The organism is Dictyobacter alpinus (genome assembly GCF_003967575.1).
GTDB classification, from domain to species: domain Bacteria; phylum Chloroflexota; class Ktedonobacteria; order Ktedonobacterales; family Ktedonobacteraceae; genus Dictyobacter; species Dictyobacter alpinus.
The window spans coordinates 3,091,496-3,116,266 of sequence record NZ_BIFT01000001.1 but is presented as its reverse complement, the minus strand read 5'-3'; the positions used below and the strand labels follow the sequence as shown (position 1 = coordinate 3,116,266).

Annotated in this window: 19 protein-coding genes; 7 read left to right on the top strand and 12 right to left on the bottom strand. The window is 50.7% G+C overall.

Annotated elements, in window-relative coordinates; all coding sequences use genetic code 11:
• Positions 1-364: 364 nt before the first annotated feature.
• Entirely contained in the window at positions 365-2,764 is a 2,400-nt protein-coding gene (locus tag EL633_RS12350) for a helicase-associated domain-containing protein (RefSeq protein WP_161982106.1), read from the bottom strand.
• On the bottom strand, positions 2,751-5,177 hold the full coding sequence (locus EL633_RS12345; RefSeq protein WP_126627471.1) for a helicase-associated domain-containing protein: 2,427 nt from the start codon (positions 5,175-5,177) through the stop codon (positions 2,751-2,753). The genes EL633_RS12350 and EL633_RS12345 overlap by 14 nt, the downstream gene beginning before the upstream one ends.
• 201 nt (positions 5,178-5,378) lie before the next feature.
• Here EL633_RS12345 and prmA point away from each other — a divergent pair, with 201 nt between their 5' ends.
• Positions 5,379-6,299, top strand: a complete 921-nt coding sequence (prmA, locus tag EL633_RS12340) for a 50S ribosomal protein L11 methyltransferase (protein ID WP_126627470.1) — start codon at positions 5,379-5,381, stop codon at positions 6,297-6,299.
• A gap of 3 nt (positions 6,300-6,302) precedes the next feature.
• Positions 6,303-7,082, top strand: coding sequence for a 16S rRNA (uracil(1498)-N(3))-methyltransferase (locus EL633_RS12335; protein WP_126627469.1), 780 nt, complete (start codon positions 6,303-6,305; stop codon positions 7,080-7,082).
• A gap of 81 nt (positions 7,083-7,163) precedes the next feature.
• Here EL633_RS12335 and EL633_RS12330 read toward each other — a convergent pair whose 3' ends face one another.
• The 7 genes from EL633_RS12330 to EL633_RS12300 form a co-directional block, all read right to left on the bottom strand.
• Positions 7,164-7,412: a hypothetical protein gene (locus EL633_RS12330; protein ID WP_126627468.1), complete on the bottom strand. Its 249-nt coding sequence runs from the start codon at positions 7,410-7,412 to the stop codon at positions 7,164-7,166.
• A gap of 134 nt (positions 7,413-7,546) precedes the next feature.
• Complete coding sequence (locus tag EL633_RS12325) at positions 7,547-8,446, bottom strand: GNAT family N-acetyltransferase (protein WP_126627467.1); 900 nt, start codon at positions 8,444-8,446, stop codon at positions 7,547-7,549.
• Positions 8,447-8,543: 97 nt separating this feature from the next.
• The gene (locus EL633_RS12320; protein WP_126627466.1) at positions 8,544-10,274 is read right to left on the bottom strand and encodes an acyl-CoA mutase large subunit family protein; all 1,731 of its coding nucleotides are present in this window, start codon (positions 10,272-10,274) and stop codon (positions 8,544-8,546) included.
• A 34-nt stretch (positions 10,275-10,308) separates the two neighbouring features.
• On the bottom strand, positions 10,309-11,493 hold the full coding sequence (locus tag EL633_RS12315; RefSeq protein WP_126627465.1) for an acetyl-CoA C-acetyltransferase: 1,185 nt from the start codon (positions 11,491-11,493) through the stop codon (positions 10,309-10,311).
• Between the two features lie 267 nt (positions 11,494-11,760).
• Positions 11,761-12,786, bottom strand: coding sequence for an anti-sigma factor family protein (locus tag EL633_RS12310; RefSeq protein ID WP_126627464.1), 1,026 nt, complete (start codon positions 12,784-12,786; stop codon positions 11,761-11,763).
• A gap of 2 nt (positions 12,787-12,788) precedes the next feature.
• Entirely contained in the window at positions 12,789-13,496 is a 708-nt protein-coding gene (locus EL633_RS12305) for an RNA polymerase sigma factor (RefSeq protein ID WP_126627463.1), read from the bottom strand.
• Between the two features lie 173 nt (positions 13,497-13,669).
• The gene (locus EL633_RS12300) at positions 13,670-14,695 is read right to left on the bottom strand and encodes a hypothetical protein (RefSeq protein ID WP_126627462.1); all 1,026 of its coding nucleotides are present in this window, start codon (positions 14,693-14,695) and stop codon (positions 13,670-13,672) included.
• A 401-nt stretch (positions 14,696-15,096) separates the two neighbouring features.
• Here EL633_RS12300 and EL633_RS12295 point away from each other — a divergent pair, with 401 nt between their 5' ends.
• The 3 genes from EL633_RS12295 (at position 15,097) to EL633_RS12285 (ending at position 19,504) form a co-directional block, all read left to right on the top strand.
• A complete protein-coding gene (locus tag EL633_RS12295; RefSeq protein WP_126627461.1) occupies positions 15,097-15,663 on the top strand; it encodes a HEPN domain-containing protein in 567 nt (188 codons plus the stop codon).
• 79 nt (positions 15,664-15,742) lie between these two features.
• A complete protein-coding gene (gene ppdK / locus EL633_RS12290; protein ID WP_126627460.1) occupies positions 15,743-18,523 on the top strand; it encodes a pyruvate, phosphate dikinase in 2,781 nt (926 codons plus the stop codon).
• A 402-nt stretch (positions 18,524-18,925) separates the two neighbouring features.
• A complete protein-coding gene (locus EL633_RS12285; RefSeq protein WP_126627459.1) occupies positions 18,926-19,504 on the top strand; it encodes an HdeD family acid-resistance protein in 579 nt (192 codons plus the stop codon).
• Positions 19,505-19,579: 75 nt separating this feature from the next.
• On the opposite strand, the gene EL633_RS12280 is transcribed toward EL633_RS12285, so the two are convergent.
• Positions 19,580-20,590 carry a DUF4097 family beta strand repeat-containing protein gene (locus EL633_RS12280; RefSeq protein WP_126627458.1) on the bottom strand — a complete coding sequence of 337 codons (1,011 nt, stop codon included), beginning with the start codon at positions 20,588-20,590 and terminating at the stop codon, positions 19,580-19,582.
• Between the two features lie 317 nt (positions 20,591-20,907).
• Here EL633_RS12280 and EL633_RS12275 point away from each other — a divergent pair, with 317 nt between their 5' ends.
• Together EL633_RS12275 and nfi are read left to right on the top strand one after the other, a co-directional pair.
• On the top strand, positions 20,908-21,669 hold the full coding sequence (locus tag EL633_RS12275) for a class I SAM-dependent methyltransferase (RefSeq protein ID WP_126627457.1): 762 nt from the start codon (positions 20,908-20,910) through the stop codon (positions 21,667-21,669).
• A gap of 214 nt (positions 21,670-21,883) precedes the next feature.
• Positions 21,884-22,603 carry a deoxyribonuclease V gene (gene nfi / locus EL633_RS12270; RefSeq protein ID WP_126627456.1) on the top strand — a complete coding sequence of 240 codons (720 nt, stop codon included), beginning with the start codon at positions 21,884-21,886 and terminating at the stop codon, positions 22,601-22,603.
• 25 nt (positions 22,604-22,628) lie between these two features.
• Here the strand turns inward: nfi and EL633_RS12265 are convergent, their stop codons facing one another.
• Together EL633_RS12265 and EL633_RS12260 are read right to left on the bottom strand one after the other, a co-directional pair.
• Positions 22,629-23,795, bottom strand: coding sequence for a PAS domain-containing sensor histidine kinase (locus EL633_RS12265; RefSeq protein ID WP_161982105.1), 1,167 nt, complete (start codon positions 23,793-23,795; stop codon positions 22,629-22,631).
• A 67-nt stretch (positions 23,796-23,862) separates the two neighbouring features.
• Positions 23,863-24,546: a response regulator transcription factor gene (locus EL633_RS12260; protein WP_126627454.1), complete on the bottom strand. Its 684-nt coding sequence runs from the start codon at positions 24,544-24,546 to the stop codon at positions 23,863-23,865.
• Between the last annotated feature and the right edge of the window lie 225 nt (positions 24,547-24,771).

Genomic DNA, 24,771 nt, shown 5'->3' with positions numbered 1-24,771 from the left:
TAGCGATCCTTCCCCTCATCACGACCACGTTCCCGTAGTTACGGCCCTCAGCGGCCGTTTGCCACCCGCCGCAGCGTGGTGGCCCGGTTTCCCGCGATCCTGTTCCTTCCAGGCTGAATCGTTGCCTCACGTGGTGCCCAAAAGGAACGTCCGCCTGAGCGTATCGCAGGGGTCCCCTCTCTAGTCGAGGTGACAACGGTGAGGCAGCCAAACCGGCCGGATACCAGGCCACCACGCTGCGGCGGGTGGCAAGCGACCGCTGAGGGTCGCAGCTACGTTGCATTCCTCGGGGAGAGACTCCTATTGGGCACGTGCTGCTACAAAAAAATGCATGCCACCCATGGATGCTATAAAGGGTGAGGATTTATGCTTCAGTAGTTGGGGGAAAGCCACGTTGCTGTAATATTGAGAGTAGCTGGGCGAGGTTGTCTGTGGAGACGTGGACAAGGCGTTGTCCATCTATGATTTCGGAACCTAGTAATGGGGCGACTTCGCTATCGGACTGGAGGTCTTTGAGGATGTCGGCGGAGAGTCGCAATAATGGGGTTTGCTCAACATAGATGTGTGGCGTATCGGCATAACCACCTCCCCATAACTTTAACTTGATCAGAAAAGCACCGGGAATACCATCATAACAATAGTGCTGTAGGAAACGAATGATCTGCTCCAACGCTATTCCTTGCTGAAGTGCTCTCTGAAGAGATGCGGCGGTCACGCGTAGACCTCCACTCGTGGGATCTTGTTCACAGAACAGGATGGCTTCTGTCAGTATGTAGAAATCTAGTACAGTGTAGACAGCTTCTAACGTGCCGTCCGGCTGTAATGTCCATTGAGGATCATGGGCGGTTAATGGCTGCTCGGAGATAAGGGCGTGCTCGGGGGCCATTGATAGGGCGGGCAAATAATCCTGTTGCCAGAGCAGTTGCTGGACAGTGGTTAACTGAGAGGGTATAACTTCCGCCAGATTTGGGGTCAGGCGACGCCGAAAAAGTGGACGCAAATGACTATCGGCAAAGAAGCAGTCCAGTAAAGAGCTGTCCGCTACTTCAATCAAGGTTGCATCAGGCCAGATCTCGATGCGCCGCGCCTGCCGTTCCCATTCCTCAAGTGAATAGCGCACGTTTTGTGGAATATCGCCTTCCACCGCGCTTTCCAGGGTTTGCAGGATCAGGTCCGCATGGGCACCATGCTGAATAGCGCGTGTCACGCTGGCTTTGGAGAGCCGATATTGCGCAATATGCTCCAGACTGATTCTGTCAGCGAAACGGTCCAATGTAACTAACAGGCCTTCAGAGGCTGGCGCCAGCACCAGTAGATCAAAATTCGGCTGTACAATCAGGCGATTAGCTGGCCGGATTGGTTCGTGTATGGGCAGGCCACGGAGCAGTATGATAGACACGAGCGAAAACTGAAAAGCCAGTTGTTCTTGATTATCCTGTAATAATCCCATCCAGGTTAGTGGTCCGGTCAGCATAGCACGAATAAAACCACCTTCCACCATATGCCAACCCTCACGATGGGTCAGCCAGCCACGCCGCAAGCGGAAATCCCAGCCATATGGATTACATCCCTGCGAATAGCGCTCAGCACGTGGTCCATAATGGCGCGGAAACAGGATATAGGGTACATGCAACCTGGCACGCGCAATAAAGGTCGCCATATCATGCCATTTCTCCGGCTCCTCTACCAGGATACGCTCAAGGACTTGCTGGCGTGCCAGTACAACTTCTTCATGAGCAGGTGTTAAAGGATCAGGGATGGGGCGCACATTGATGTCTGCCAGATAGATCAACTCGTTCCAGAACCGGGTCTCCATATAGATTCGATAACAACGTGACGCACGCTCAATGATCGTGAGCATAAAAAATTCTTCAGCCGGGCGTGCAATCAGTTGATTTTTCCTCACCTCAAGTAAGCCCAGTTGCATAAGCAAAAGGCGAATGAAAAAGAGGCGCGGCTGATCGTTCTCTGAGCGCAACACTTCACCATCGGCAGACACCCCCATATGTTCGGCAAGCTGCCGCAAACCTGTGCGTGCCAGCAAGCCATTATTTACTAATGCCAGATGGCCATGGGCCTGCACAAATGACCAGTAGAGATACAAACTACGCTGAAAAGCATGGAGATGTTCATCCGGCTCGATGCTATCAGGCAAAGCAACACCTGGCTCCATGCGCCAGCGCCGCCGAACCACGTTCATAATTATTTGTGGCACGATCAGCACGCCATCATGGATGCCACTGGTATAATCACGTCCCACAAAATGGGTCTGCTTCCCCCAGAAGACAAATCCTGATAAGAGCAGATGGCGAACCGCTTGCTCAAACAAACCATGAGGATGAGCAGGAGGATACTGTGGATGCTGTAGAGAAGATCCAACAGGAACGATAGTCGCTGATCCCCAGGCAGCCTCGCGCCTGGATCCAGTCGATGCGTCCTTCTTCTCACTCTCAATGAAGCCGGCAATTTGCACATACAATGCCAAATCCCGACTATTGGCCCGCCCCCCACAGGAGATAAGTTCTTTCAAGAGCAGGATTTCTAAATCGCTCAATTCAGCTAGAAAATCTGTAATCGAGGTGGCATCGAAGAGATAGTGGGCCACTTCTAACACAACAGGAGTAGGAACCGTCGCAGTTGAATCAGTTGAGGAGCTAAGTCCATGGAACACATGAGGAGCAACCGTGATATGGCGAGTATTGACCATCGCCTGTAGATGATACAAAGGTAACTTCTGCAACAACTCAAGATCATTCTGGTCCATAAACTTCCTCATCGTGTATCAGTGGAGAGTGATCGCGCCGCTTTAGCTCTTCACTCAGACGCTCATTGGCAGCTTTCTTCAATACCAGCAAGGTGGGATGAATGGGACGAATAATCTGTTCATCCAGAGAAGTTGTTGCCGATAACTCACGCATAACAGCTAGATCCGCAGTCTCCAACATGGTGACGCCGGTATAAAGGCGAATATGTCCATAGCTGGCAAGCCATTGCTCTATCCGCGCCAGTAACTGGCCGCCCGGCTCCCCAGGGGACGGATCAAGATAAATACGTAACATTTCTAATAAACGTGTGGCGCGCTGTCCTTTGCTTAAAGCCTGACTTAAAATTTGTGGCGTAAAGCGGTAACAGAGACGCCCTTCTCGCACGCCAACGGATTCAGCAAACTGCTCTAAAAGCTGAATATTGGGCCAGTTATAGGCTGTGCTGGCCAGCAAGATCTGACCATCCTCTTGCACACTCAGCGCTGCTACCGTAGACTCTTCGCTGTGCACTGGCTGCTCAACGCTGAGCGGCAATCTTTCATGCAGCAACCAGGCGGAGAGATCGGTCAGCCGAAAGGCCAGCAGGCGTCCTTGCGTGGACAAGGCCACATCGCAGAGTCCCCACCAATACAAAGGCCCCTTAAGCAAATGCTCGATATACAGCAATTCGGCCCGCTGCCAATCACCCAACAAAGTAGGTTTCAATGGCTTGCCTCCGTCTGTTTCCAGCCACCAATGTGGTGTAGGCAAGAGTCGTTGGCGCCTCTGCAAGAAGAGTGGATTTAAGCGCGAAACGAAGCGACCAAAGGCGGCGAATTGCATCCACTGTTGTGCGGGCGCCTGCGCCAGCAAGGCCAGCAGAATTTGACGCGCCTCAGTATTCTCTTCAGCTAATTCACCTGCCCGTAAAACTGGCACATTCAATGGAGTCATCCGACACAGGATACGCAGGCCCTCATCTCGCAATGTTGATAACTCGCCCATCGAGGAGGATTGCAACCAGAGCTTAAAAAGATCTTGTAGCACGTTGGCATGTACTGAGCCCAGCAAAAGTTGGGCCGCATCGGGTAGGACGCGCAGGTGCAAATCCTGGCGCTGAGGCTTCTGCAGAAGGCCGGCCAGCAGCAGTACCTGTACAGCAAAATTCAAGAAATGTCGGGTAAAGGGTAATGTTTGCTGCAGAGTTTCTACCAGTGTCTCCGAAGGCAGATCAGGAGGCAACGGTGCCAGTCCTACATGTTCACCTGACGGCAGGGTACCAGTCGTAATAGCGGTTGGCAGATCGGGAGGATGAAGTGGAGACCAGGGATCGGCTGGCTCAATCTTCAAGCCATCTAAAGCCCGGGCGACGAGCAGCAGATTGGAGAGTACTTGATATGGCCAAGCAAACTGAACCTGGGGCAGGCCAGACCGCTCATCGTCCTTTGATACGTCAAAGGCGGTAGTGGGAATAGAGACACGTAACGCGCTGCGTATCTCCGTTGGCACAAACCAACCAATATCCAACAAGGTATTATTGCCAGTCGGACGTGTCCCAATATCTGCTGGAGATGCGTTAACACGGAATAATAATGCCTTCCCCTGTAAAGCCAGCAAGGCTCGTTGCAATTGGGGGGGCTTGCCTAAGGAGAAGCGATCAAACAGGCCTCTAAGCTCATCATCGCTGACCATACCACCGGTCAATGCCAGCGCGGCCAACAATTGGCGCTGTGCTTTCTCTAAAGTAGAGGCAACCCGGCGCACAACCTCAGGCTGCCGCATCGCCTCCACCACCGCCTCCGCCAGTTGCTGCCGGGAAAGGCCATTCGTAACCAATTCATACTCGCGGGCCACACCACGCAATTCCCCCAGACTAATCTGTGCAAGGATCGTGCTAAGGTCCGCACTATAACGCACCACAACATTAGCAGACTGCTCAGAATTGGGAGCCACAGGAATTTTCGCAGCCTTACCATTAGACGGAACAGGTGTCGGAACACGAAGCGGACGAATCTCGGAAGCAGTGGGAGGTGTGGTTGGATCTGCCAGCGACTCAAATACTTGCGGCTGCGCCAACCAACGATACAACAAGGCCGCTCCATGGGCACAAAGCAACGCGCCCTGTCCCCCACAGGAACAGGAACTTCTCCAGGAAGTGGAGTTTGTCAGCTCAACTTCAATCTCATAGGAACGTAAACTTGTTGCAGCAGGTTCTTGCGTGCTCGCTTCATCTTCATCAAAGGCAAGCACCAGAGTATCCGCCCCCTGAGGAAGTTCCACAACACCGCGCAATAGTGCCCCCTGGCGTTGTGTGCCCCGGATTGTACTGGTACGATTATACTCTTGCCCTAATGAAGCCGCGGCTAAACCTGCCATACGAATAATATCGGCAGGACGGAGACGCTGCAAAACACCTGGTACTATATTTTCCATCAATGGCTACTACTCGTAACGCCTATTTTGACCCAACTATATTCGGCTATGATAGCACGAAGTATCTGCTCAGGTCAATCTGAATCAAAACGTTTCCTCAACTGCCCCCTTGTGATATGCTAGAAGGCGCCGAAGACAGTTATGCTGCGAAAATATGGCTGTCATCAGACATATCAGCGCGAAAGGTAGAAAGTTGTTGTCATGCAGTGGTTGGAATTAACCGTACAGACACATCCAGAAGCGGTCGAATCAGTCAGTGAATTATTAAGTGGCTATTCCCGCGATGGTGTAGTAATTGAAGAGCCCTATGAACTCAGCGACGATGGGCAAGAATACCGTATTCTGGTCAATCAGCCTGTTCAGGTACACGCCTATCTTCCCATAGATGGTACTGAAGAGGAAAAGAAACAGGAGATCGCACGCGGACTCTGGCATTTTACCAGCATGGGCGCCCATTTTGTGGGAGAGTTGCATTCCCGTGTGGTCGATGAAGAAGATTGGGCGAACGCATGGAAAGACTATTATCACGTTACCCATATTGGACAGCGACTGGTGATCCGCCCATCCTGGCGCGAATATACACCAAAGGACAATGAGGTTGTCCTCACACTGGATCCTGGCATGGCCTTTGGTACTGGTGTACATCCTACGACTCGTATGTGCCTGGAACGGGTTGAGCAACTGGTACAGCCCGGCATGCGCATCATGGATGTAGGCACCGGCTCGGGTATCCTGGCACTGGCCGCGGCAAAATTAGGCGCAGCCCATATCGACGCCATCGACAATAGTAGCGTTGCCGTTGAGAGCACGCGAGCTAACACCGAGATGAATGATCTACAGGAGCAGATTGATGTGGTCCTGGGGGTATTGGACGAAACTGAAGCTAAAAAGAAGGCCGATCACTATGATCTGGTCTTTGCGAATATCATCGCCCATATCATCGGTTCAATCGCGCCAGAACTGGCCCAGGTTGTCGCACCACACGGCCTACTGGTCGTCAGTGGTATCATCGAAGCCCGACGTCCCGATGCTGAAGGTCCGTTATTAGCGGCCGGCCTGGAACTGGTCGAAGAAACCAGGATCGACGACTGGCTCGCCCTTACCTACCGAAAGCGAGCATAAACCATGCACCGCTTTTTCATTGGAAAGTCTGACCTGCCAGCGATCATAGCCGGAGAAAGCATCGCCTTACCCGACAAGATAGCTCATCAGGTACGCGATGTGCTCCACCTCATGGTAGATGAACAACTGCTTCTCTTCGACAATAGCGGCACCGAATACCTCTGCAGTGTCACACAGAGTAGTCGCACAGGCGTTGAGGTTCAGGTGCTAGAACAGCGCGACGGCCACACAGAAGCAGCGGTGCATATTATCCTCTGTCAGGGCTTACTAAAATCGGCACGCTTTGAATTCATTCTGGAGAAGGGAACTGAGCTTGGCGTGACCACATTTGTGCCAACCCTGTGCCACCGTTCAATCGCAGGACTGGAAGAGGCTGGCCCTAAAAAGCTACAGCGCTGGGAACGTATCATTCAAGAAGCAACCGAACAATGTGGCCGAACGCAAGTACCGGAGCTACAACGCATCCGACCACTCATCCATACACTAACAGATATTCCACCCGGGGCGCTGGCAATTATGCCCTGGGAAGAAGAACACGGGAAAAGTCTCCATGAGGTTCTGCAAGAGGAGCAGCAGGTCTGGTCAGCGAGGCAGGACAAACAGGAGCCACGAACAGTCGTCATCTTTATCGGTCCAGAAGGGGGCCTGACCCCCGATGAGGTCGAACTGGCAAAGCGCCATGGCGTCACAATCGTCACCCTGGGAAAACGCATTCTACGCGCCGAAACCGCCGCACTGGCGACCGTCGCCAATGTCATGTACGAACTGGAAGCCTCAATCTAAACGCTATTTTTAGTAACCGCCAACCAAAAAGCCTGCAGGACATGCCCGATCACTGCTGATCAAAGGATGTCCTGCTTCTATTTAACGATTCTCACCATCAAGTCCATAACCATTAAGCACTGCATGGACATAATCAGCTACATAATGGCGCTCATCGACACCATCAATAATCATACACTCTGCCACTGAAACAATCTGTGGCGCAACCTCATGCAGGACGCTAACAATCGCCCGCTCATTACGATTATCGGCATTAGGGTCCGTAATAAAGCCAAACAACTCATCAGTAAACTTATCTTCTTCTTGAAAAAGGCGAAACACATTAGTCATGATCAGACAAACCTTTCACAGGCATTGTGCCTGGAACTTTCTTCGCTACTTTTCTACAAAGACAGACGCTCATTCATCGTATAACAGTAATATATGAAAGAAAAGACTTACATGTCAAGGTCCAAATCAACCGACTATACAAATGTGTCGAGGACGTAATAATCGTACGTGGTGCGGATGACAAAGCCACAGGATTGATACAGGTTGATGGCGCGCGTATTTTCAACGTCTACTTCGATCATGATGCTTTTCTGGCTGCGCGCATGCAGTACTGCGATGGCTTCCTCTAAGAGTTGGCGGCCATAGCCTCTGCCCTGATAAGCTGGACGTATGCCAAAAGCATAAATACCATCAGCATCCTCTCCACGGTCTAAGCGGAAGCTACCAACCGGTTCACGGCAACCCAGTTCCTCATCACCAAAGACGGCCAGATAATAGGGACGCTCAGGATTTTGCAAACAATTCAAAATACGCTGACGCGTGACATCGATTGGATCTTGAAAGCTTTCAGCCTGGACCAGGCTCAAGCTCTCAATTTCACTACGATCCGCTTTATGTACCTGCAGGCGTTCATCAAAGCCTTTGCGCTGAACATTACGCACCAGAAACATCTCGTGCTCTGATTCGCTGAGTCTGGCGTGCTGCGCCCGCAAAAAGGCCTGACCAGATTGTGATTTGTGCTCACAAACTACAATCATGGCAAGATTCCCTTGCTGGCGGCGCTGCTCGACAGCCTCGGATACTAAGCGGCTAAAAATCCCTTGTCGACGGTAATCTGGATGTACCATGCCTACAAGCTCACTCTGTGAAGCTCCTTGATTATCCAACAACAAATAACCAGCCAGAGTGCCATCCACATAATATAAATAATCACTGACAATCGCACCTGAGCGCTGTGGCAATAGTTCCCATTCGATACGCATGTGTAGCTGCTCATGGCGTTCACAAATCCTGGCCAACTGCCGAATCTGCTTTTGCTCTTCACCGGTCAAAATATACTTCTTGACCAGACCTTGTAATGGTTCGCCTGGCATTTAAGCTCCCTCCATATCCTACACTTGAAAAGAAAAGAGGAGCAGGGTCCTCCTGAAAAGAGAGACCCTACTTTTGGTATGACATAAGCCAGGATGATTAGAAAACGGCTGGTTCCAGATATTCGCCAAAGGCCGCCCGAAATACGTCAGTGATTTCACCCAGTGTAGCATAAGCACGTACCGCATCCAGCAGGGCTGGCATGGTATTGATATGCTGATCACAGGCTGCATGTAAGGCATCCAGCGCACGTTGTACCTCGGACTGATCGCGCTCACGTCGTACGCGCTCCAGGCGTTCCAGGTGACGTTTCTGCCCTTCATAGTCCACATACAAAGTTGGCACCTTCACCTCTTCATCCAACAGATATGAGTTTACACCGACGATCTTGCGTTGCTGGCGATCAACCTCCTGCTGGTAGCGATAAGCTGATTCCGCAATTTCATGCTGGAAAAAGCCATTCTCGATACAGGCCAGAACGCCACCTAACTGCTCAATCCGGTCCAGATAATTCTGGGCCGCCTGCTCGGTCTGGTTGGTCAGAGCCTCAATGGCATAAGAGCCAGCCAGCGGATCGATGGTATTGGTGACCCCGCTCTCATTGGCGATAATCTGCTGGGTACGCAGAGCGATCAGCGCCGCTTTTTCAGTCGGCAGCGCCAGCGCTTCATCTAATGAGTTGGTATGCAGTGAATTAGTGCCACCCAATACGGCCGCCAGAGCCTGAATAGTGGTACGTACAATATTATTCTCCGGCTGCTGGGCCGAGAGCGAAACGCCCGCGGTCTGCGCGTGGCAGCGCATCATCCAGGAGCGTGGATCTTTGGCACCATATTTTTCGCGCATCAGTTTAGCCCAGAGTCGGCGGCCAGCCCGGAATTTAGCGACTTCTTCTAGAAAATCATTGTGGACATCAAAGAAGAAGGAGAGGCGTGGAGCAAACTCATCAATGCTCAAACCACGCGCCAACGTGGCATCCACATAGGCCAGGCCGTCCGCAATGGTAAAGGCCAGTTCCTGTACCGCGGTCGCTCCAGCTTCACGGATATGATAGCCACTGATACTAACAGTATTCCAACGCGGCATATGGCGCGAACCAAATTCGATGGTATCAATAACCAGGCGCAAAGAAGGCTCAGGTGGAAAGAGGTATTCTTTCTGCGCAATATACTCTTTGAGGATATCGTTTTGCAACGTTCCGCCTAATTTCTCCATCGGATAGCCACGCTTCTCAGCATTGACGATATACATGGCCCAGATCACAGCCGCCGGACTATTAATCGTCATCGAGGTGGTAATCTTGTCCAGGGGCAGATCAGCAAAGAGTACTTCCATGTCGGCCAACGATGAGATGGCGACACCACACTTCCCAAACTCGCCTGCGGCCATAGGATGGTCGGTATCATACCCATAAAGCGTAGCCATATCAAAGGCAGTCGAGAGTCCTGTCTGTCCCTGCTGCAAGAGATATTTGAAGCGCTGATTGGTATCTTCAGCCGTACCAAAGCCGGCAAACATCCGCATTGTCCAGGGCTTGGCACGATACATGGTTGGCTGTACGCCACGCGTAAAAGGATACTCGCCCGGCAGGCCAATATCACGCAGGTAGTTCTGACCCGCGATATCCTGGGGCATATATAATCGCTCAATCGGCACACCAGAGGTAGTCTCAAGGTTCTCACGCTCCGGAATACGCCGGACAGATGCCTGAATGCTATTCGTCTCCCAATCACTGCGGGCCGTCTCCAGACGAGCCAGTTCCGCAGGATCAAAAAGTGTCCCTTGTCGCAGATCAGGCGGGGTAGTCTCGCTTATCTTTTGCTCATTCATCGCTCGGTATCGCTCTCCTCACTAGCTATGGACATTAAACTTCGACCGAAAGCGCGACGGCACCACCACCACCCAGACAGAGGGTAGCCAGGCCTCGTCCGCCGCCCCGGCGACGTAACGCATAAATCAGTGTTGTGAGCACACGAGAACCACTGGAACCAATCGGATGACCCAGCGCAATCGCTCCACCATTGACATTGACACGTGACCAATCCCAATCCATTTCTTTGCCATTGGCCAGAGCCTGGGCCGCAAAAGCTTCGTTGACCTCAATCAGATCGAAATCAGAGATCTGCTGACCGGTACGATCAAGCAAACGCTTTACCGCAAGTGGGGGGGCCGCAAAAATGTAGCGTGGTGTAATTGCCGCCGAAGCATAACCAGTGATACGCGCCATCACTTCAAGTCCGCGCTCACTGGCAAAGTTCTGCGCAACAACCACAGTCGCCGAAGCGCCATCACTCAGACCTGGAGCATTGCCGGCCGTAACTGTGCCACCAGCCTGAAAGGCGGGCATCAGTCTGGCCAGCGCATCCATCGAGGAATCGCCACGGATCGGCTCGTCTGTCTCTATCAGAAGCGTGCCTTTCTTCTGCTTGACCTCCACGGGAACAATCTCGTCCTTAAAATAGCCTGCTGCCGTGGCCGCAGCCGCGCGTTGATGGCTCTGCAAGGAAAACTGATCCTGCTCTTCACGCGTAACGCCAAACTTTTCAGCGATAATCTCAGCCTCATTACCCATATGGATATTTTCAAAGGCACACCAGAGGCCATCATGCACAACGCTATCAACAATTTTACCATCACCCATGCGATAGCCTGTACGAGCATTTGGCAGGAGATATGGGGCATTACTCATGCTCTCCATGCCGCCCGCAACAAAAGCCTGGGCATCACCAGCCCGAATAGCCTGGGCCGCCAGCATAACCGCTTTCAGTCCTGAGCCGCACACTTTATTGATGGTAAAGGCAGGAATATCCACAGGCAGATCGGCGTGTAAGGCTGCCTGACGCGCGGGAGATTGGCCTACTCCAGCCGAGACAACATTTCCCATGATGACTTCATCAATGGCCGTGGTCTCGATACCAGAGCGCCGTACCGCCTCTTTTATTGCAAGGGAACCCAGTTGGGGTGCCGTAAAACTGGCAAGAGAGCTTAGAAATTTTCCGGTCGGCGTCCTCGCCGCTCCGACAATAACAGGGATATGATCGGACATCATTTTTCTCCTCTTAATACTTTCACAACGCTGTGAATCAAAAACTGGGGAAAGGCCTGATAGACGAAAAACAATCGTCTCTCTTATTGTACCCCAGAATGGGGATGAAATATCAGTGGGGGTTGTTTGCTATCGCGACTGTGCTTATGTCGAGTAGCCACACTCGTTCCCGGACGGGAACTTACTAGTTTTAGTATATGTGGCAAAAAATGTGCGGTGCACATTTTTTGCCACATATACTAAAACTAGTAGTATGAAGAAGATTATAATTCAGGGATGGCGGGGCAAATGTCCCATGCGAAAATCGGCTGGGACTTGCATATTCCACATTGAGTCGGGCACTTTTGATGGTTGTAACCATTGGATGCTTGCATACATAGGAGCATGATCATCCTCATGGGGCGGCACAACGTTGACTGGCATGTAGTCCATATCCAGGAGAAGTATATGGCCATCGGCATAACGAATGCGATAGACGTCTTTGCCCTGGAATTGATCTTTGCCTAGATAGACGGCACTACCAGTACTAAGATCATGGCGTAAACGGGTCAGATCAAAGTACGTTGAGTCATCTACCCAGGATTGTGCGTCCCACTGAGCAACATGATGCATCATATCGAGCCCGAGGGCCTTCTGCTGATCTTTGACGACCACAACATCCAACTTCCCATCCATCATGGTCTCTACATTGATCACATTTTCTTGCATCTGATGATAGGCGACGACTTTATAATGTTCTCCTTTTGCATTGGTCAGGTTCTGTGTGGAGAGGAGTACATAGCTATTCCAGGATAGGTCTGCAGGCAATGCAAACGCCTGCAAGCGCTGATTCATAAACATGGAGGCCGAAATTACCAGCGCCACAATCACGATGGCGGCCGCAGCCAACCCTCCGATCAGGCCTAAAGGCCGCCGCGTGCGACTTTTTGCCCTACGTGCTGGGAAAGCCGTTAATCCAGGCCTGTTTGCAGTCTGGCTGCGCGCTCGAATGGTTGCCAGAATCGCCTGATCCAACTGCGCTGATGGCTCTGAGGCAGGCAAACTTTGTACCATCTGGGTGGAACGCTGTAAGACACGCAGTTCGTCCTGACACTGTGCGCAGGACTGCACGTGACGGTAGACAACCTGCCTTTGCGCCGAGGGCAGATCATGCCAGACAGCCAGATATAAACGCACAATGGCACAAACCTCAGGTCCCGTGGCACCGATAGGTGGCAAAGGCGGCAGATCCTGGGACCGCGACCGGTCTGAGATACTATTATTTGATATGTTATTTCTATCGTTGGTGTTGCTCATATCTATTTACTGCTCCGTTTGCCAACACCATCTTTACTAATACGTTGATACTGTTTTGCAAACATTTTTTTAGCACGTGAAATACGAGTAGCGGCCGCATTTGGCGAGATACCCACAATTGTTGCAATCTCCTGATATGGTACGCCCTGAGCAGCGCTTAATATCAGCACGGCAGCATATTCTTCGGGCAGGTTTGATAGGGTTTGACGAATCAACTCACGCTCAGCAATCTCAGGAATACCGCCATTATCAGCCAGAAAAAAAGTAAAATCCTCCTGTGAGGCATTATCGCTATAAGGATCATCCTGCCGTGAACGCGTCCCTAACGACCACCAGGATATACGTTTACGCTTGCGCAAGATATCAACGCATAAATTGGTGGCAATGCGATAGAGCCATGCAGAGAGATTGTCCCGTTCGTACAGACCATTCCAGGAAGTGAAGACGCGCATAAATACCTCTTGCGTTACATCATCGGCATCTTCTTGACTTCCTAGCAAACGATAAATATAAGAGTGAATAGGCCGGCGAAACTGTTCATACAATTGTATTAAAGCAGCCTCATCACTTGTGTTGCCGGGCTGTGACTGGTTAACCGATTTTTCCACTGTCATGCCTGGATATACTTTCTCTCGCGCGCGAATATTTTTTGAACTGATATCCACATTTGGTATGAGTAGTATACCAGCAATAACCAGTAAATTGAACATATCGGCCACATTCTCCCTGAAAATAGCGCATAACGATCAGCTTTTTCTCTATTCATATTCCACGTAAGAGTAGCTCAATATTTTCATTCGTACACACTATGTTTATAAAGAAGAGACAAAAACACCTCTCGCGCAAAACGAGAGGTGTTTTTGTCTCTTCTTCTGTATACAGATTAGCGATTGTTGTTATAAGGATCTGTCGTGTAATCTTCTGTTGGCTGACGCTGTGCGGCATATGTGTCGGGAGTATTGGTAAAAGCTGAACGCGCGGGCGCAGGCACAGGACCATATACATCTGGCGCGGTGGTCGCGGTACGAGCGTCTGCGGTTGCTGTTTGTGGACGACGGGCTGCGGGCATAACGACGGTGTCGTCATTCTCAGGATCGGCGTAAGGATCCGAGGCTTGCTGCGTAGAATCGCTACGCTGTTCTTCAGCCAGGCGGCGATTTTCTGCGCGCAGTTCACTAAGATTCTGTTTGGTAGTGGTGACTTCCTCAGGGCTATAAACAGGCTCGTCTAATGAACGACCACTCAGTTCATTGGTGCTGGCCACAGGGGCAACCGGAAAGGCAGCGGCAGGAGGCAGACCTGGATTGATCGTGCCGTCAGGACCACTGATGCCAGCCAGACCCGCAGGATAGACCACTGGTTCGCTGGTAGCAGCGTTATTATCAGCCACATAGGTGTCAGTATCGGGGGCATCGTTGCGTACTTCAGCATCATAGGCACCAGTCTGACGCAGAATGCTCAAGGCCTCTTCATAACGTCCGGGGGCATTAACTGTGATAATTGAACGGCCAGAGTTCAACTGATCCTCATAATAGCGGGCCTCGTGCTCAGGAACGCCAAGATGCATCAATGATCCAGCCAGTCCACCAGCCAGGGCACCAAGAGCAATGCCACCAAGTGTGGTTACAAGAATACCGGTGGCAATTACTGGTCCAATACCTGGAATCAATAGCGAGGTAACAGCCCCAAGAATACCACCAATCACACCGCCACTGACAGCGCCAGTCGCTGCGGATGCGCCTGCGGTACCACTATCATCAGCCATTGCGCCATCACTCTGCGGCGACCGCACAATAAAACCAATCTGCTCATCTGTAAAACCAGCCCTCTGGAGCTGGGACATGGCCTGTTCTGCTAACGCTTGTTCAGAAAAAACGCCAACCGCTGTTGTTCGTTCCACCGGTGTCATATTTATCTCCTTAAGTGTACTCATCTTACTATTTTTATTTTAATTAGATCTTCATCTTGAAATGACGTAAAGCATGTTATCTACATATTTCAGCCAAATACAGCTTTAGTGTTCCTTTTTTACACGTATCAGGTTACAGAATGGATGCAGCAGCCAGCTCCATGCATGCCCGGCTCAATCGCGGTGAGAAGCCGGCCTGGAGAGCATTTAATAGAACAAATTTTAGGTACGTGTTGACTAAATATCAGAGAGGAACAGGAAAGGATAGACAATCTACACATTGCAAAAGCATTGACACGACCCTGCACTTAGGAATACTATGTGCAGGATAGCTGATTAGTGCTAAGCAGTATGCAGCGCATAGACCCATCTTACCAGTCGCGTAAAAGGATCACACCATCATGTCACAAATGCAGGATAACAACCATGGCACGTCAGATGAATACAATGAAGATGATATAGAGCAGCAGCTTTTATATGGTCTCACATTGCAACCCTCGTCTGTAAATAATTCCGATTCCTATGAGGCAATATCCCAAGTAGAACCAGATGAAGCAGAATCCTCCAATCACCTGGGTAGCGATATTCAGGGTGCATTAGGGCTTTTTGCAGAAGGTGCTCAGGATATGGCTACAGCTGCAGTTGAATTAGGTCTGGGACGACACTTTGCCTGCGTGGATTTTTGCAATCAGGCAGCAGAAAAGGCAACACAAGCGGTCAGCTTGCTGCGTTTTGGGCGTCGCACAACCTATGATCATGATTTGCGTGCCCTTGGATCGCACGTTGGCGCTCCTGACGAGATTTTAAGCGAGTTAGAACGCCTGACACCCTTTCATCCGGAAGATTTTTACATGGATACCCCTCCGGAGGAGGCCGATGAGGTCATTAATGCGGAGCAGGCTAGTGGCTATGTGCAAAGCGCTCGTAAAGTCCTACGCTGGGCCCGATCAATTGTGCTCAACGTATAAGCATTATTTCTTCCTGTAACGGCGAAGGATGGACCTTTACGCGTTCGTTACCCCACAACATGAGTCGGAGGAAGTTTACATGACACAGCAGATTACCCATTCAGAGTTGGATGAAGCAGTCAAACGTTCTCCTCGCAAATGGGTTTACCTCTTTAGTGAAGGCAACGCAAGCATGCGCGAATTGCTAGGTGGCAAAGGCGCAGGTGTGGCAGAGATGACCAACGCCGGACTTCCAGTACCCCCCGGGTTTACCATTACGACAGAAGCATGTAACGGTTACTACGATAATAATCAGCAATTCCCTGATGGCGTATGGGAACAGGCAAAGGCGGCCCTGGCCATCGTTGAAAAGCAAACAGGCAAAGGCTTCGGCTCAAAGGAGAATCCCCTCCTCGTCTCCGTTCGTTCCGGAGCAAAGTTTTCTATGCCTGGCATGATGGACACCGTCCTAAATCTGGGTATCAATGATGAGACCGTGCTGGGTTTGGTGAAGTTGACCGGCGATGAGCGCTTTGCTTATGACGCCTACCGGCGCTTTATCCAGATGTTCAGCAAAATTGTGCTCGATACCAATCCTCAGGATTTTGAAGCGGTCCTTGAACGCTACAAAGAAGAAGCTGGCGTCAAGACCGATGCGGAAATTCCTGCCGCCAATCTGAAGCAGCTGGTGACCGAGTTCAAAGCTATCGCCGAGCGTGCCTCTGGTCAACCTTTCCCCACCGATGTCTATCAACAGTTGCACAAAGCTATCGAGGCCGTGTTCTCTTCCTGGAACAATAAGCGCGCCATTGACTACCGTAATTTCAATAAGATCCCCCACACACTTGGTACGGGCGTCAATGTTCAAAGCATGGTATTCGGTAATATGGGTGAGAATAGCGGCACAGGTGTTGCCTTCACCCGTAATCCTGCTACCGGCGAAAAGAAGCTGTATGGTGAATATCTCCTCAATGCCCAGGGAGAAGATGTGGTTGCGGGTATCCGCACACCATCACCGATCAGTAAGCTGGAACAGGACCTGCCAGAGGTGTATCAGCAGTTCCAAGAGATTGCGCAGCGGCTTGAGAAGCATTATCGCGATATGCAGGATCTTGAGTTTACTGTTGAGCAGGGCAAACTCTATATGTTGCAGACCCGTTCGGGTAAACGCAATGCTGGTGCCGCCGTAAAGGTTGCGGTCGATATGGTTGAAGAAGGCTTGATTAGTTCCGAAGAGGCGGTCAAGCGTGTCGAGCCCTCCCAGGTCTATCAGCTATTGCTACCTCGCTTCGATGATTCGGAGAAGAGACGGGCAGAGCAAGAGGGTCGCCTACTGGCTAAAGGCCTGAATGCCTCTCCTGGAGCCGCCTACGGTAAAGCCATCTTTGACGCTACCCGCGCCGAAGCGTTAGGCAAAGCTGGCACACCAGTCGTACTGGTACGCCCAGAGACCAGTCCTGATGATGTTCACGGTATGCTGGTCGCTAAAGGTATCCTGACCGCCCGTGGTGGTGCCACCAGTCATGCTGCCGTGGTTGCGCGTGGTCTGGGACTCCCCTGCGTCGCTGGTTGTGAAGGTATTCGTGTCAGCGAAGAGCAGCATCTCTTCCGAGTGATTGGCTCTGATCTGGTAATTAAAGAAGGTGATGACATCTCAATCGATGGTGCGACCGGTGAAGTTTTCGCAGGTATCATCAAGACCATGGATGCCGACTTCGATAAAGAGACCGATCTTAAGAAGCTGCTGAGTTGGGCTGATGGATTCCGTAAACTGGGTGTGTGGGCCAATGCCGACTATCCTCGTGATGCGAAACGTGCCATCACCTTTGGTGCTGAAGGTATCGGCCTCTGCCGAACCGAGCATATGTTCATGGAGCAGGAGCGCCTACCAATCGTTCAAAAGATGATTCTGGCCAAGTCCAAAGAAGAGCGCCAGACCGCGCTCGATCAACTACTGCCATTCCAGCAGAGCGACTTCAAGGGTATCTTCGAAGCCATGGTTGATCCAGAGAACAACGAGGGCTATCCAGTTGTAATCCGTCTGATCGATCCCCCTTTGCACGAGTTCCTGCCTTCATACGAAGAACTGCTGGTCGATGTAACCCGCCTGGAGACTCAGGGCGGCCATGACGCTGAACTGGCCGAGAAACGCCAGTTGTTAGAGGCCGTTGGCTCCATGCGCGAGATGAATCCAATGCTTGGTCTGCGTGGTTGCCGACTGGGCTTGCTCTTCCCTGAGATCAACGTCATGCAGACACGTGCCATTTTAGGTGCGGCCGCCGAATTGGAGAAAGCCGGCAAGAAACTGCATCCGAAGATCATGATTCCGCTCGTTGGACACGTCAACGAATTAAAAGAAGTACGTCGTCAGTTAGAAAGCGTCGCCAAAGAGATCGCTCAAGAAGCCGGACGACCAATTGATTATAAGTTCGGCACCATGATCGAGCTGCCCCGCGCCGCCCTGACCGCCGACCAGATCGCTCCGGTTGCAGACTTCTTTAGTTTCGGCACCAATGACCTGACACAGACCACCTTCGGCTATAGCCGTGACGACGCCGAAGGCAAATTCCTGCTCAAATACGTCGAAGGTCTGGAAGAGCCTGGCTTGAAGGACAAAGTAAAAATCTTGCCCCTCAATCCATTCCAAACCCTGGACCGTGATGGTGTTGGTCAGTTGGTCGCCATGGCCGTAGAGAAAGGCCGCAAGGCTAATCCCGACATCGAACTGGGCATCTGCGGTGAACATGGTGGAGATCCCGATAGCATTGAGTTCTGTAACCAGGTTGGACTCGATTATGTCAGCTGCTCGCCATTCCGCGTACCTGTGGCACGGCTGGCCGCCGCACAGGCTGCGCTAACACATACAGAGAAAGACCGCTAACACAGCCATTAATGTATGTGGTGTGGTTGCCTGACGTCTGTTGGGCAACCGCACTATTTACAGGTAGACGTAAGCTAACCACGAAAAAAACTTCCACCAAAAGGTCGAGATACATCACACCCATCCACTATGCTCTCCCCTGGTACAATTGCAGGCATCATCTCTATCTACCAGAATAATTCCTCCTCTAGCATCCGCCTTTTGGACGACCCTGATAGAGAGATTTATCACTATGCTTTATGTAGATCACTTTAAGTAGCGCGAAAAAGCATCAAGAGCTAAGTGCTAGCCGTGATATTTCGTAATCCTGAAGTGGTAAAGTTTTTCAATCATAGTCGTCATCATACGTTCATCCGGCGCGATAAGCCTGATAGATCCGCACTGAAACAAGGAGAACGCGACATGGAATCCCAATTTTCGAGCGTCCCCAGAAGCTTTACGGCTGTTCCATGGTGGACAGTCATGATAGAAGGCATCGCCTTGTTCATCGTAGGTCTACTTCTTCTATTCGCACCAGCCACCACCACGATTTTACTGGTACAGATCCTCGGGTGGTTCTGGCTCGTAAGCGGTATTATGGCATTCGTAAGTATGTTTATTGATCGCCATCAGTGGGGATGGAAAGCCGTTACCGGTGTTCTTGGAATACTGGCCGGACTGGCAGTCATCCGCCACCCGCTATGGAGCGCTCTGATGATACCAGCCTTCATCGTTGTGTTTCTGGCGATCCAGGCTCTGATCACAGGTCTCATTGAATTGTTTCAGGGTTTCAAAGGCGGCGGCCTTGGCGTGATAGTATTGGGGATTATCAATGTCATCTTTGGTATCATCCTCCTCTTAGCGCCAATCACAGCAGCCGTGGTCCTGCCATTGGTTCTCGGTGTCTTCGCCGTGATCGCAGGTGTTGCTGCATTTGTCAGCTCGTTCCGCCTGCAGGATTACGAGCAACGAGCAAGAGTGCCCGAGCCTTCAGTTATCTAAGCTGATAGACTCACAGCACAAAGGACCCGTGTACCTTCACTAACCAAAGGGCACGGGTCCTTTATGTTTGAGAAATTAGTCGCCTTTATTAAGGTTAAGCGAGCCACTTACAATGTTAACGGTAATCTGAGCGCGTGGCATACGACCTACCTGCTCACCGCCAAATTCGTTATTTATAGACCCTACATTGATATTGGGATGGAGCTCAAAGGCAGCATTTTCAGGTAAGGTCAGATCAATATCGCCGCTCTGAGTTTCCAATTGATAGCTGCCGCTAGCAGCCATAGAGCCGCTGAAACTGACGGAACCGCTCATTGTTTCCAGAATGGATTGTCCATTTAATACGGCATCACCGGCGACGACATCACCACTCGTGGTCGTGGCCTTGAGCGATCCATGTACATCATCGGCACGAATCGAGCCACTACTCCCCTCCATCGTCATCGCGCCCACGATATGCTTCGCGGTAATATCTCCACTGTCGGTACGGACATTTACTGGACCATGGATATCATCCAGGGCCAGACTTCCGCTGCCAGCATCAATCGCGATAGCGGCAATACCTCTGACGCTGATCGTGCCAGCATCCACCGTAACCTCTGCCTCGGTTGTGGCGGGCACACTAATATCATAATCAATCTCCTTAGAGGCCAGCTCGCTAGAAACGGTAATGTGCTTGCGCCCCTGAGCATCCGTCGCTTGATCATACAGTACACGGACAACCTTTGGATCAGGGGCCTGGTGGGTACCGTGCTTATAAACAGCCACGTTGATGGTACCTGCACTCCCCGCATGCACATTGATATCACCTTTATGTCCTTTAACGGTCAGCACAGGATGAGCACCAACCTGAAATTGTTGACTCGCGGGACCAGAAGGATTATGGGTTGTATTCTGTACAGTGGCGTTAGCTGGCACGGTGGTCACACTGGCATTGGCAGGTACAGAAGGCGTAGTTTTAGCGCTACCGACGAGGCCATTAGACGGCGTAATATAATACAGATAGACCCCTATACCCACGATTACGATAACAACTGACAGGCCAGCTACGGCCATCGCTACTAAGACTTTGATATTAGGTATCATATCCACTCATGATCATCCAACGCATCCACGCTGGCAGACCATTCTCCTCTCTGCTCCTCTATGCCAGGCTTCCTGCACTCAAAACACTCAGAGCACTATACATGTAGCACGTTCTTCCTGAAAAGGACGATGCACAGCAGATAACGATTATATCTTTTACTACTTCTACTTAAAAAGCTGCTTCTGCGTTTGCTATTTATAGTTTACAGAGCTATACTAAGAGATCGCCGGGCGGCGCATTGTCCCTGTCTGGTGGTATGATGAAGGACAATAGGCGCTGGATTGGATAGGCGCGACATAAAGATAGAGTAGAAGCTATGAATCCTGAATATGATCTGATTGCTCCGTTTTATGACATTGAGCATGCGCATTTTGATGAAGATCTGGATATGTATAACAACTTCGCCGAGCTGTGCGGAGGAAAAATATTGGAGCTGGCCTGTGGTAGTGGTCGCGTGATGCTCTCACTGGCTGAACAGGGCTATGAGGTGACAGGGGTAGACAACTCCAGTCAGATGCTAGAACTGGCCCGTGAGGCGCTACAAGAGGCCAGCGTGGCGGCCCGCTGTACACTGGTAGAGCAGGATATCACTCAGCTCCAGTTGTCGCAGAAGTTCCGGATGGCGATCATTGCACTGGGCTCATTTGCGCATATCACCACCCGTAAGGATCAGCAAAAGGTGCTGGCCGCTGTCCGCGCCCACATGAGTACTGGTGGTACCTTTATCGTAGATATCAGCAACGCCGATGCCCGCTATATGGAAGAACTGACTGGCCAGGTCCTCCATCAAGGCACCTGGCAGGACGAGGATGGGACCTATTTCACCCACTTTGTGAGTCCTGCTTCAGCTACGCGCACACATCAACTCGAGCTAACCCACTTTTATGATCGACATAGCCAGGGTGGCACAGTACAGCGCACGGTCGTCAATACCCATCTCTATCTGTTTGAGCGCAGCGAAATGGAGCTCCTGCTCGAGCAGGCCGGCTTTGTCGTCAAAGATGTCTATGGCGATCACGAATTAGGCACTTTCCATTTGGAAAGCCCACGCATGATCTTCGTAGCCGAAGCCAGATAACATCAATATAATCTTTCTACTAACAGGCAAAACAATAATTATCGCCCATTCATGGCATAATTATCGCCCACCTTTATGTGATGCAATCATTGTTACCTTGCGCAGGACGCAAATCTACAAAAAGCAAGCAAGCGCTGCAAACGCGAAGCGTGAGATAATAAGGAAGACCGTCATATTGATGGGAACGGTGAGATGAAGAAAAGGAAATTGGAAAATGTCACGTACCCCTTTACATGAATGGAACCTGAAAACCGAAGAAGCCATTGCATTACAGAATGAACTGGCACAACATATTGTGCTCGAAGATCATATCGGCGAGGTCCATTTTGTGGCTGGTGTTGACATGGCGATAAATGAAGAGCATAACGCAGCACGCGCCGCAGTTGTACTGATGAGTTATCCAGAGCTAGAAATCGTAGAGCGACACGTCTACGAAGAGCCAATTCGTATGCCCTATGTGCCAGGCTTACTCTCGTTTCGGGAAGCACCAAGCGTCATTGGAGCCTTTGAACAACTACGCCAGAAGCCAGACCTGATCATGGTAGATGGCCAGGGCATTGCTCATCCCAGACGCCTGGGCATTGGCGCCCACCTGGGACTCTGGTTAGAGATTCCCACGATCGGCTGTGCGAAATCGCTACTGACAGGCAAGTATGATAAAGAGAAACTTGGCGAAGAGGCTGGCTCATGGGTACCTTTAATCCACCGTAAAGAGACCATCGGGGCAGTTGTCCGCACTCGCACACGTGTCAATCCCATGTTTATCTCGCCTGGTCACCTGATCAGCCTGGAGACAAGCATTCGTTATGTGCTGGCCTGTGGCAAGGGCTATCGCCTGCCAGAGCCAACACGCCAGGCTGACAAGTTGTCGAAAGATAATTCTTGGACCGAGCCAACTGAAGAACAGGAACAACAGTTAAACCTGTGGTCATAATCCATTCTATCTGGAAGTTGCACCCCTATACTTCACAGCGATCATCATATAAAGGTAAAGTAAAGTAAAAGGTGGTACCTTTATTGACCACGGTATCAAAGCCAATGGTGCCGCCATGTTGTTCTACGATTAACCTGGCAATAGACAGACCCAGACCATAGCCACCCATTTTTGATTGCTGGCTATGGTTTGACTGGTAGAAACGCTCAAAAACATGCTGACCATCTTCAGTCGGAATACCATAGCCAGTATCTGACACAGAAATCATTGCGAAGTGCTCATCGTGCTGACTCGCACTTACCGTAACGGTTCCACCTGGAGGAGTAAACTTGATGGCGTTTGCGACCAGATTATTCAAGACCTGCTTGATACGCTGAGGATCAATAAAGAGTGCCGGCCCATTGGCTGTCATATCCAGGCACAACTCAACTTCAGCTTTGATGGCCTGTGGCTGCAAACTGAGCACAACCTGACGAACCAGGCCCAATAGATGAACTTCCTGCTGCTTCACCTCAAACTGTCCCAGATCTGAACGTGACATAAACAGGATATCTTCGACAATTGAGATCAGTTGCTGCACGCCTTCCTGGGTATAGCCCAAATACATACGCTGCTCATCATTCATCTCACCCATGTGTCCCTGGAGCAACAGATCGATAAAACCATGGACCGAGTTGAGGGGGGTGCGTAACTCATGAGAGACCATGGAGACAAAGTTTGAGCGCACACGATTCGCGACTTTTAAGGCGGACATGTCGCGTGCAGTAAAGATGGCGTAGGAGAAATCGTCCTCCACCAGATGGATAGGATTCACACTGGCCGATGCCTCAAATCTGCGCAGGGGATCGGTGCCTAAAATCAGTTCTTCATTGGGCAGAGAAGTCTGTTTTTCCAGTGCCTGCGTCAATGGACAGCTAGAGGTCCCACACAAAAGCATACGATTCAGGTTTTGACAACCTAATAGCTCGGTACAGCTTTTACCTACAGCATCTTGCCTGGCGATGCCAAGCTTGGTTGCCGCAGCAGGATTAAGATACGTGAGCTGAAAATCTTGCCTGATAGCAATAATAGCATCAGAAGTATTGACAATGGCTGCATCGATAGCATGCCGCCGTTTAACGCTCGTATTTTCAATGGTTGCATTCACAGTCTCCTCTAGAGAGGACGACTCGGCTACAACTGGTACTGACACATCGGTCATGTCTTCGATTTGAGTTTGTTTTTGAATACGCTTCCGCAACCTGGCCCCAACCTTTCCCCTACTTTACAACAAACTTATACCCAATACCTCGAACCGATACGATATGCTGCGGACGATCAGGATCTATCTCCAGTTTCATACGCAGACGACGAATATATACATCGACAATGTTACTATTATTTTCGTTGTCATTCCATACATCAGCTAATAAATGGTCCCGATTGACAACCTGGCCGGAACTATTCATCAGGACGCGTAGAACTTGCATCTCCGTTGGAGTTAAAGTAATTGGTGAACGATTTCCAACCACCACTTTAAGTTCAGCTGGAAAAAGTTCGATCTGCCCTCCTCTGATACTTTGATTGCCAACTTTTCCATTCTTTTTAATGCGCCTCATCACAGCCTGGACGCGTGCCACAAGTTCCTGATGATTATATGGCTTACAGATATAGTCATCTGCACCAATATTAAATCCCTGTAACTTGGCCTCAATCGTATCCTGAGCCGTCATAAAAATAAGTGGAATTTCATAGCCTTCCGAGCGCAACTTTGCTGAAAACTCGAACCCACTAATATAAGGCATGGTGACATCAAGGATTAACAGATCCGGTTCCCGCTTCTGGATCATTTGCATGGCCCCACGTGGATTATCGGCTGTTTCGACCTCATAGCCCTCTTTACTGAGAACGAATTGCACCAGCGTGTTCGCAAACCGATCGTCATCAACGACAAGAATGTACACTGTTTTCCCCTCTTCTTGATATCTCAGTTTGCCGCGCACCCCCTGCAGGATGCTCGCTAGACAGGTTGGCGAGCATCAGTACGTACAACCATAGCGAGAACCTACAAGCATCGAGGTAACCCCCGATATGATGGTACCTGCAAAGGCACCTGGATCAAATCATTTACGTGTATGCAAGAACCATTAATGTATATAGGGGGGAAACACACATCGTTGGTTCTATTG

What these genes read in the sequence shown, in the direction of transcription:
- EL633_RS12315 (WP_126627465.1), bottom strand. Translation starts at nt 11,493, where the DNA reads ATGATGTCCGATCATATCCCTGTTATTGTCGGAGCGGCGAGGACGCCG.
- prmA (WP_126627470.1), top strand. Translation starts at nt 5,379, where the DNA reads ATGCAGTGGTTGGAATTAACCGTACAGACACATCCAGAAGCGGTCGAA.
- ppdK (WP_126627460.1), top strand. Translation starts at nt 15,743, where the DNA reads ATGACACAGCAGATTACCCATTCAGAGTTGGATGAAGCAGTCAAACGT.
- nfi (WP_126627456.1), top strand. Translation starts at nt 21,884, where the DNA reads ATGTCACGTACCCCTTTACATGAATGGAACCTGAAAACCGAAGAAGCC.
- EL633_RS12345 (WP_126627471.1), bottom strand. Translation starts at nt 5,177, where the DNA reads ATGGAAAATATAGTACCAGGTGTTTTGCAGCGTCTCCGTCCTGCCGAT.
- EL633_RS12305 (WP_126627463.1), bottom strand. Translation starts at nt 13,496, where the DNA reads ATGTTCAATTTACTGGTTATTGCTGGTATACTACTCATACCAAATGTG.
- EL633_RS12285 (WP_126627459.1), top strand. Translation starts at nt 18,926, where the DNA reads ATGGAATCCCAATTTTCGAGCGTCCCCAGAAGCTTTACGGCTGTTCCA.
- EL633_RS12300 (WP_126627462.1), bottom strand. Translation starts at nt 14,695, where the DNA reads ATGACACCGGTGGAACGAACAACAGCGGTTGGCGTTTTTTCTGAACAA.
- EL633_RS12350 (WP_161982106.1), bottom strand. Translation starts at nt 2,764, where the DNA reads ATGGACCAGAATGATCTTGAGTTGTTGCAGAAGTTACCTTTGTATCAT.
- EL633_RS12310 (WP_126627464.1), bottom strand. Translation starts at nt 12,786, where the DNA reads ATGAGCAACACCAACGATAGAAATAACATATCAAATAATAGTATCTCA.
- EL633_RS12330 (WP_126627468.1), bottom strand. Translation starts at nt 7,412, where the DNA reads ATGACTAATGTGTTTCGCCTTTTTCAAGAAGAAGATAAGTTTACTGAT.
- EL633_RS12320 (WP_126627466.1), bottom strand. Translation starts at nt 10,274, where the DNA reads ATGAATGAGCAAAAGATAAGCGAGACTACCCCGCCTGATCTGCGACAA.
- EL633_RS12280 (WP_126627458.1), bottom strand. Translation starts at nt 20,590, where the DNA reads ATGATACCTAATATCAAAGTCTTAGTAGCGATGGCCGTAGCTGGCCTG.
- EL633_RS12325 (WP_126627467.1), bottom strand. Translation starts at nt 8,446, where the DNA reads ATGCCAGGCGAACCATTACAAGGTCTGGTCAAGAAGTATATTTTGACC.
- EL633_RS12275 (WP_126627457.1), top strand. Translation starts at nt 20,908, where the DNA reads ATGAATCCTGAATATGATCTGATTGCTCCGTTTTATGACATTGAGCAT.
- EL633_RS12295 (WP_126627461.1), top strand. Translation starts at nt 15,097, where the DNA reads ATGTCACAAATGCAGGATAACAACCATGGCACGTCAGATGAATACAAT.
- EL633_RS12335 (WP_126627469.1), top strand. Translation starts at nt 6,303, where the DNA reads ATGCACCGCTTTTTCATTGGAAAGTCTGACCTGCCAGCGATCATAGCC.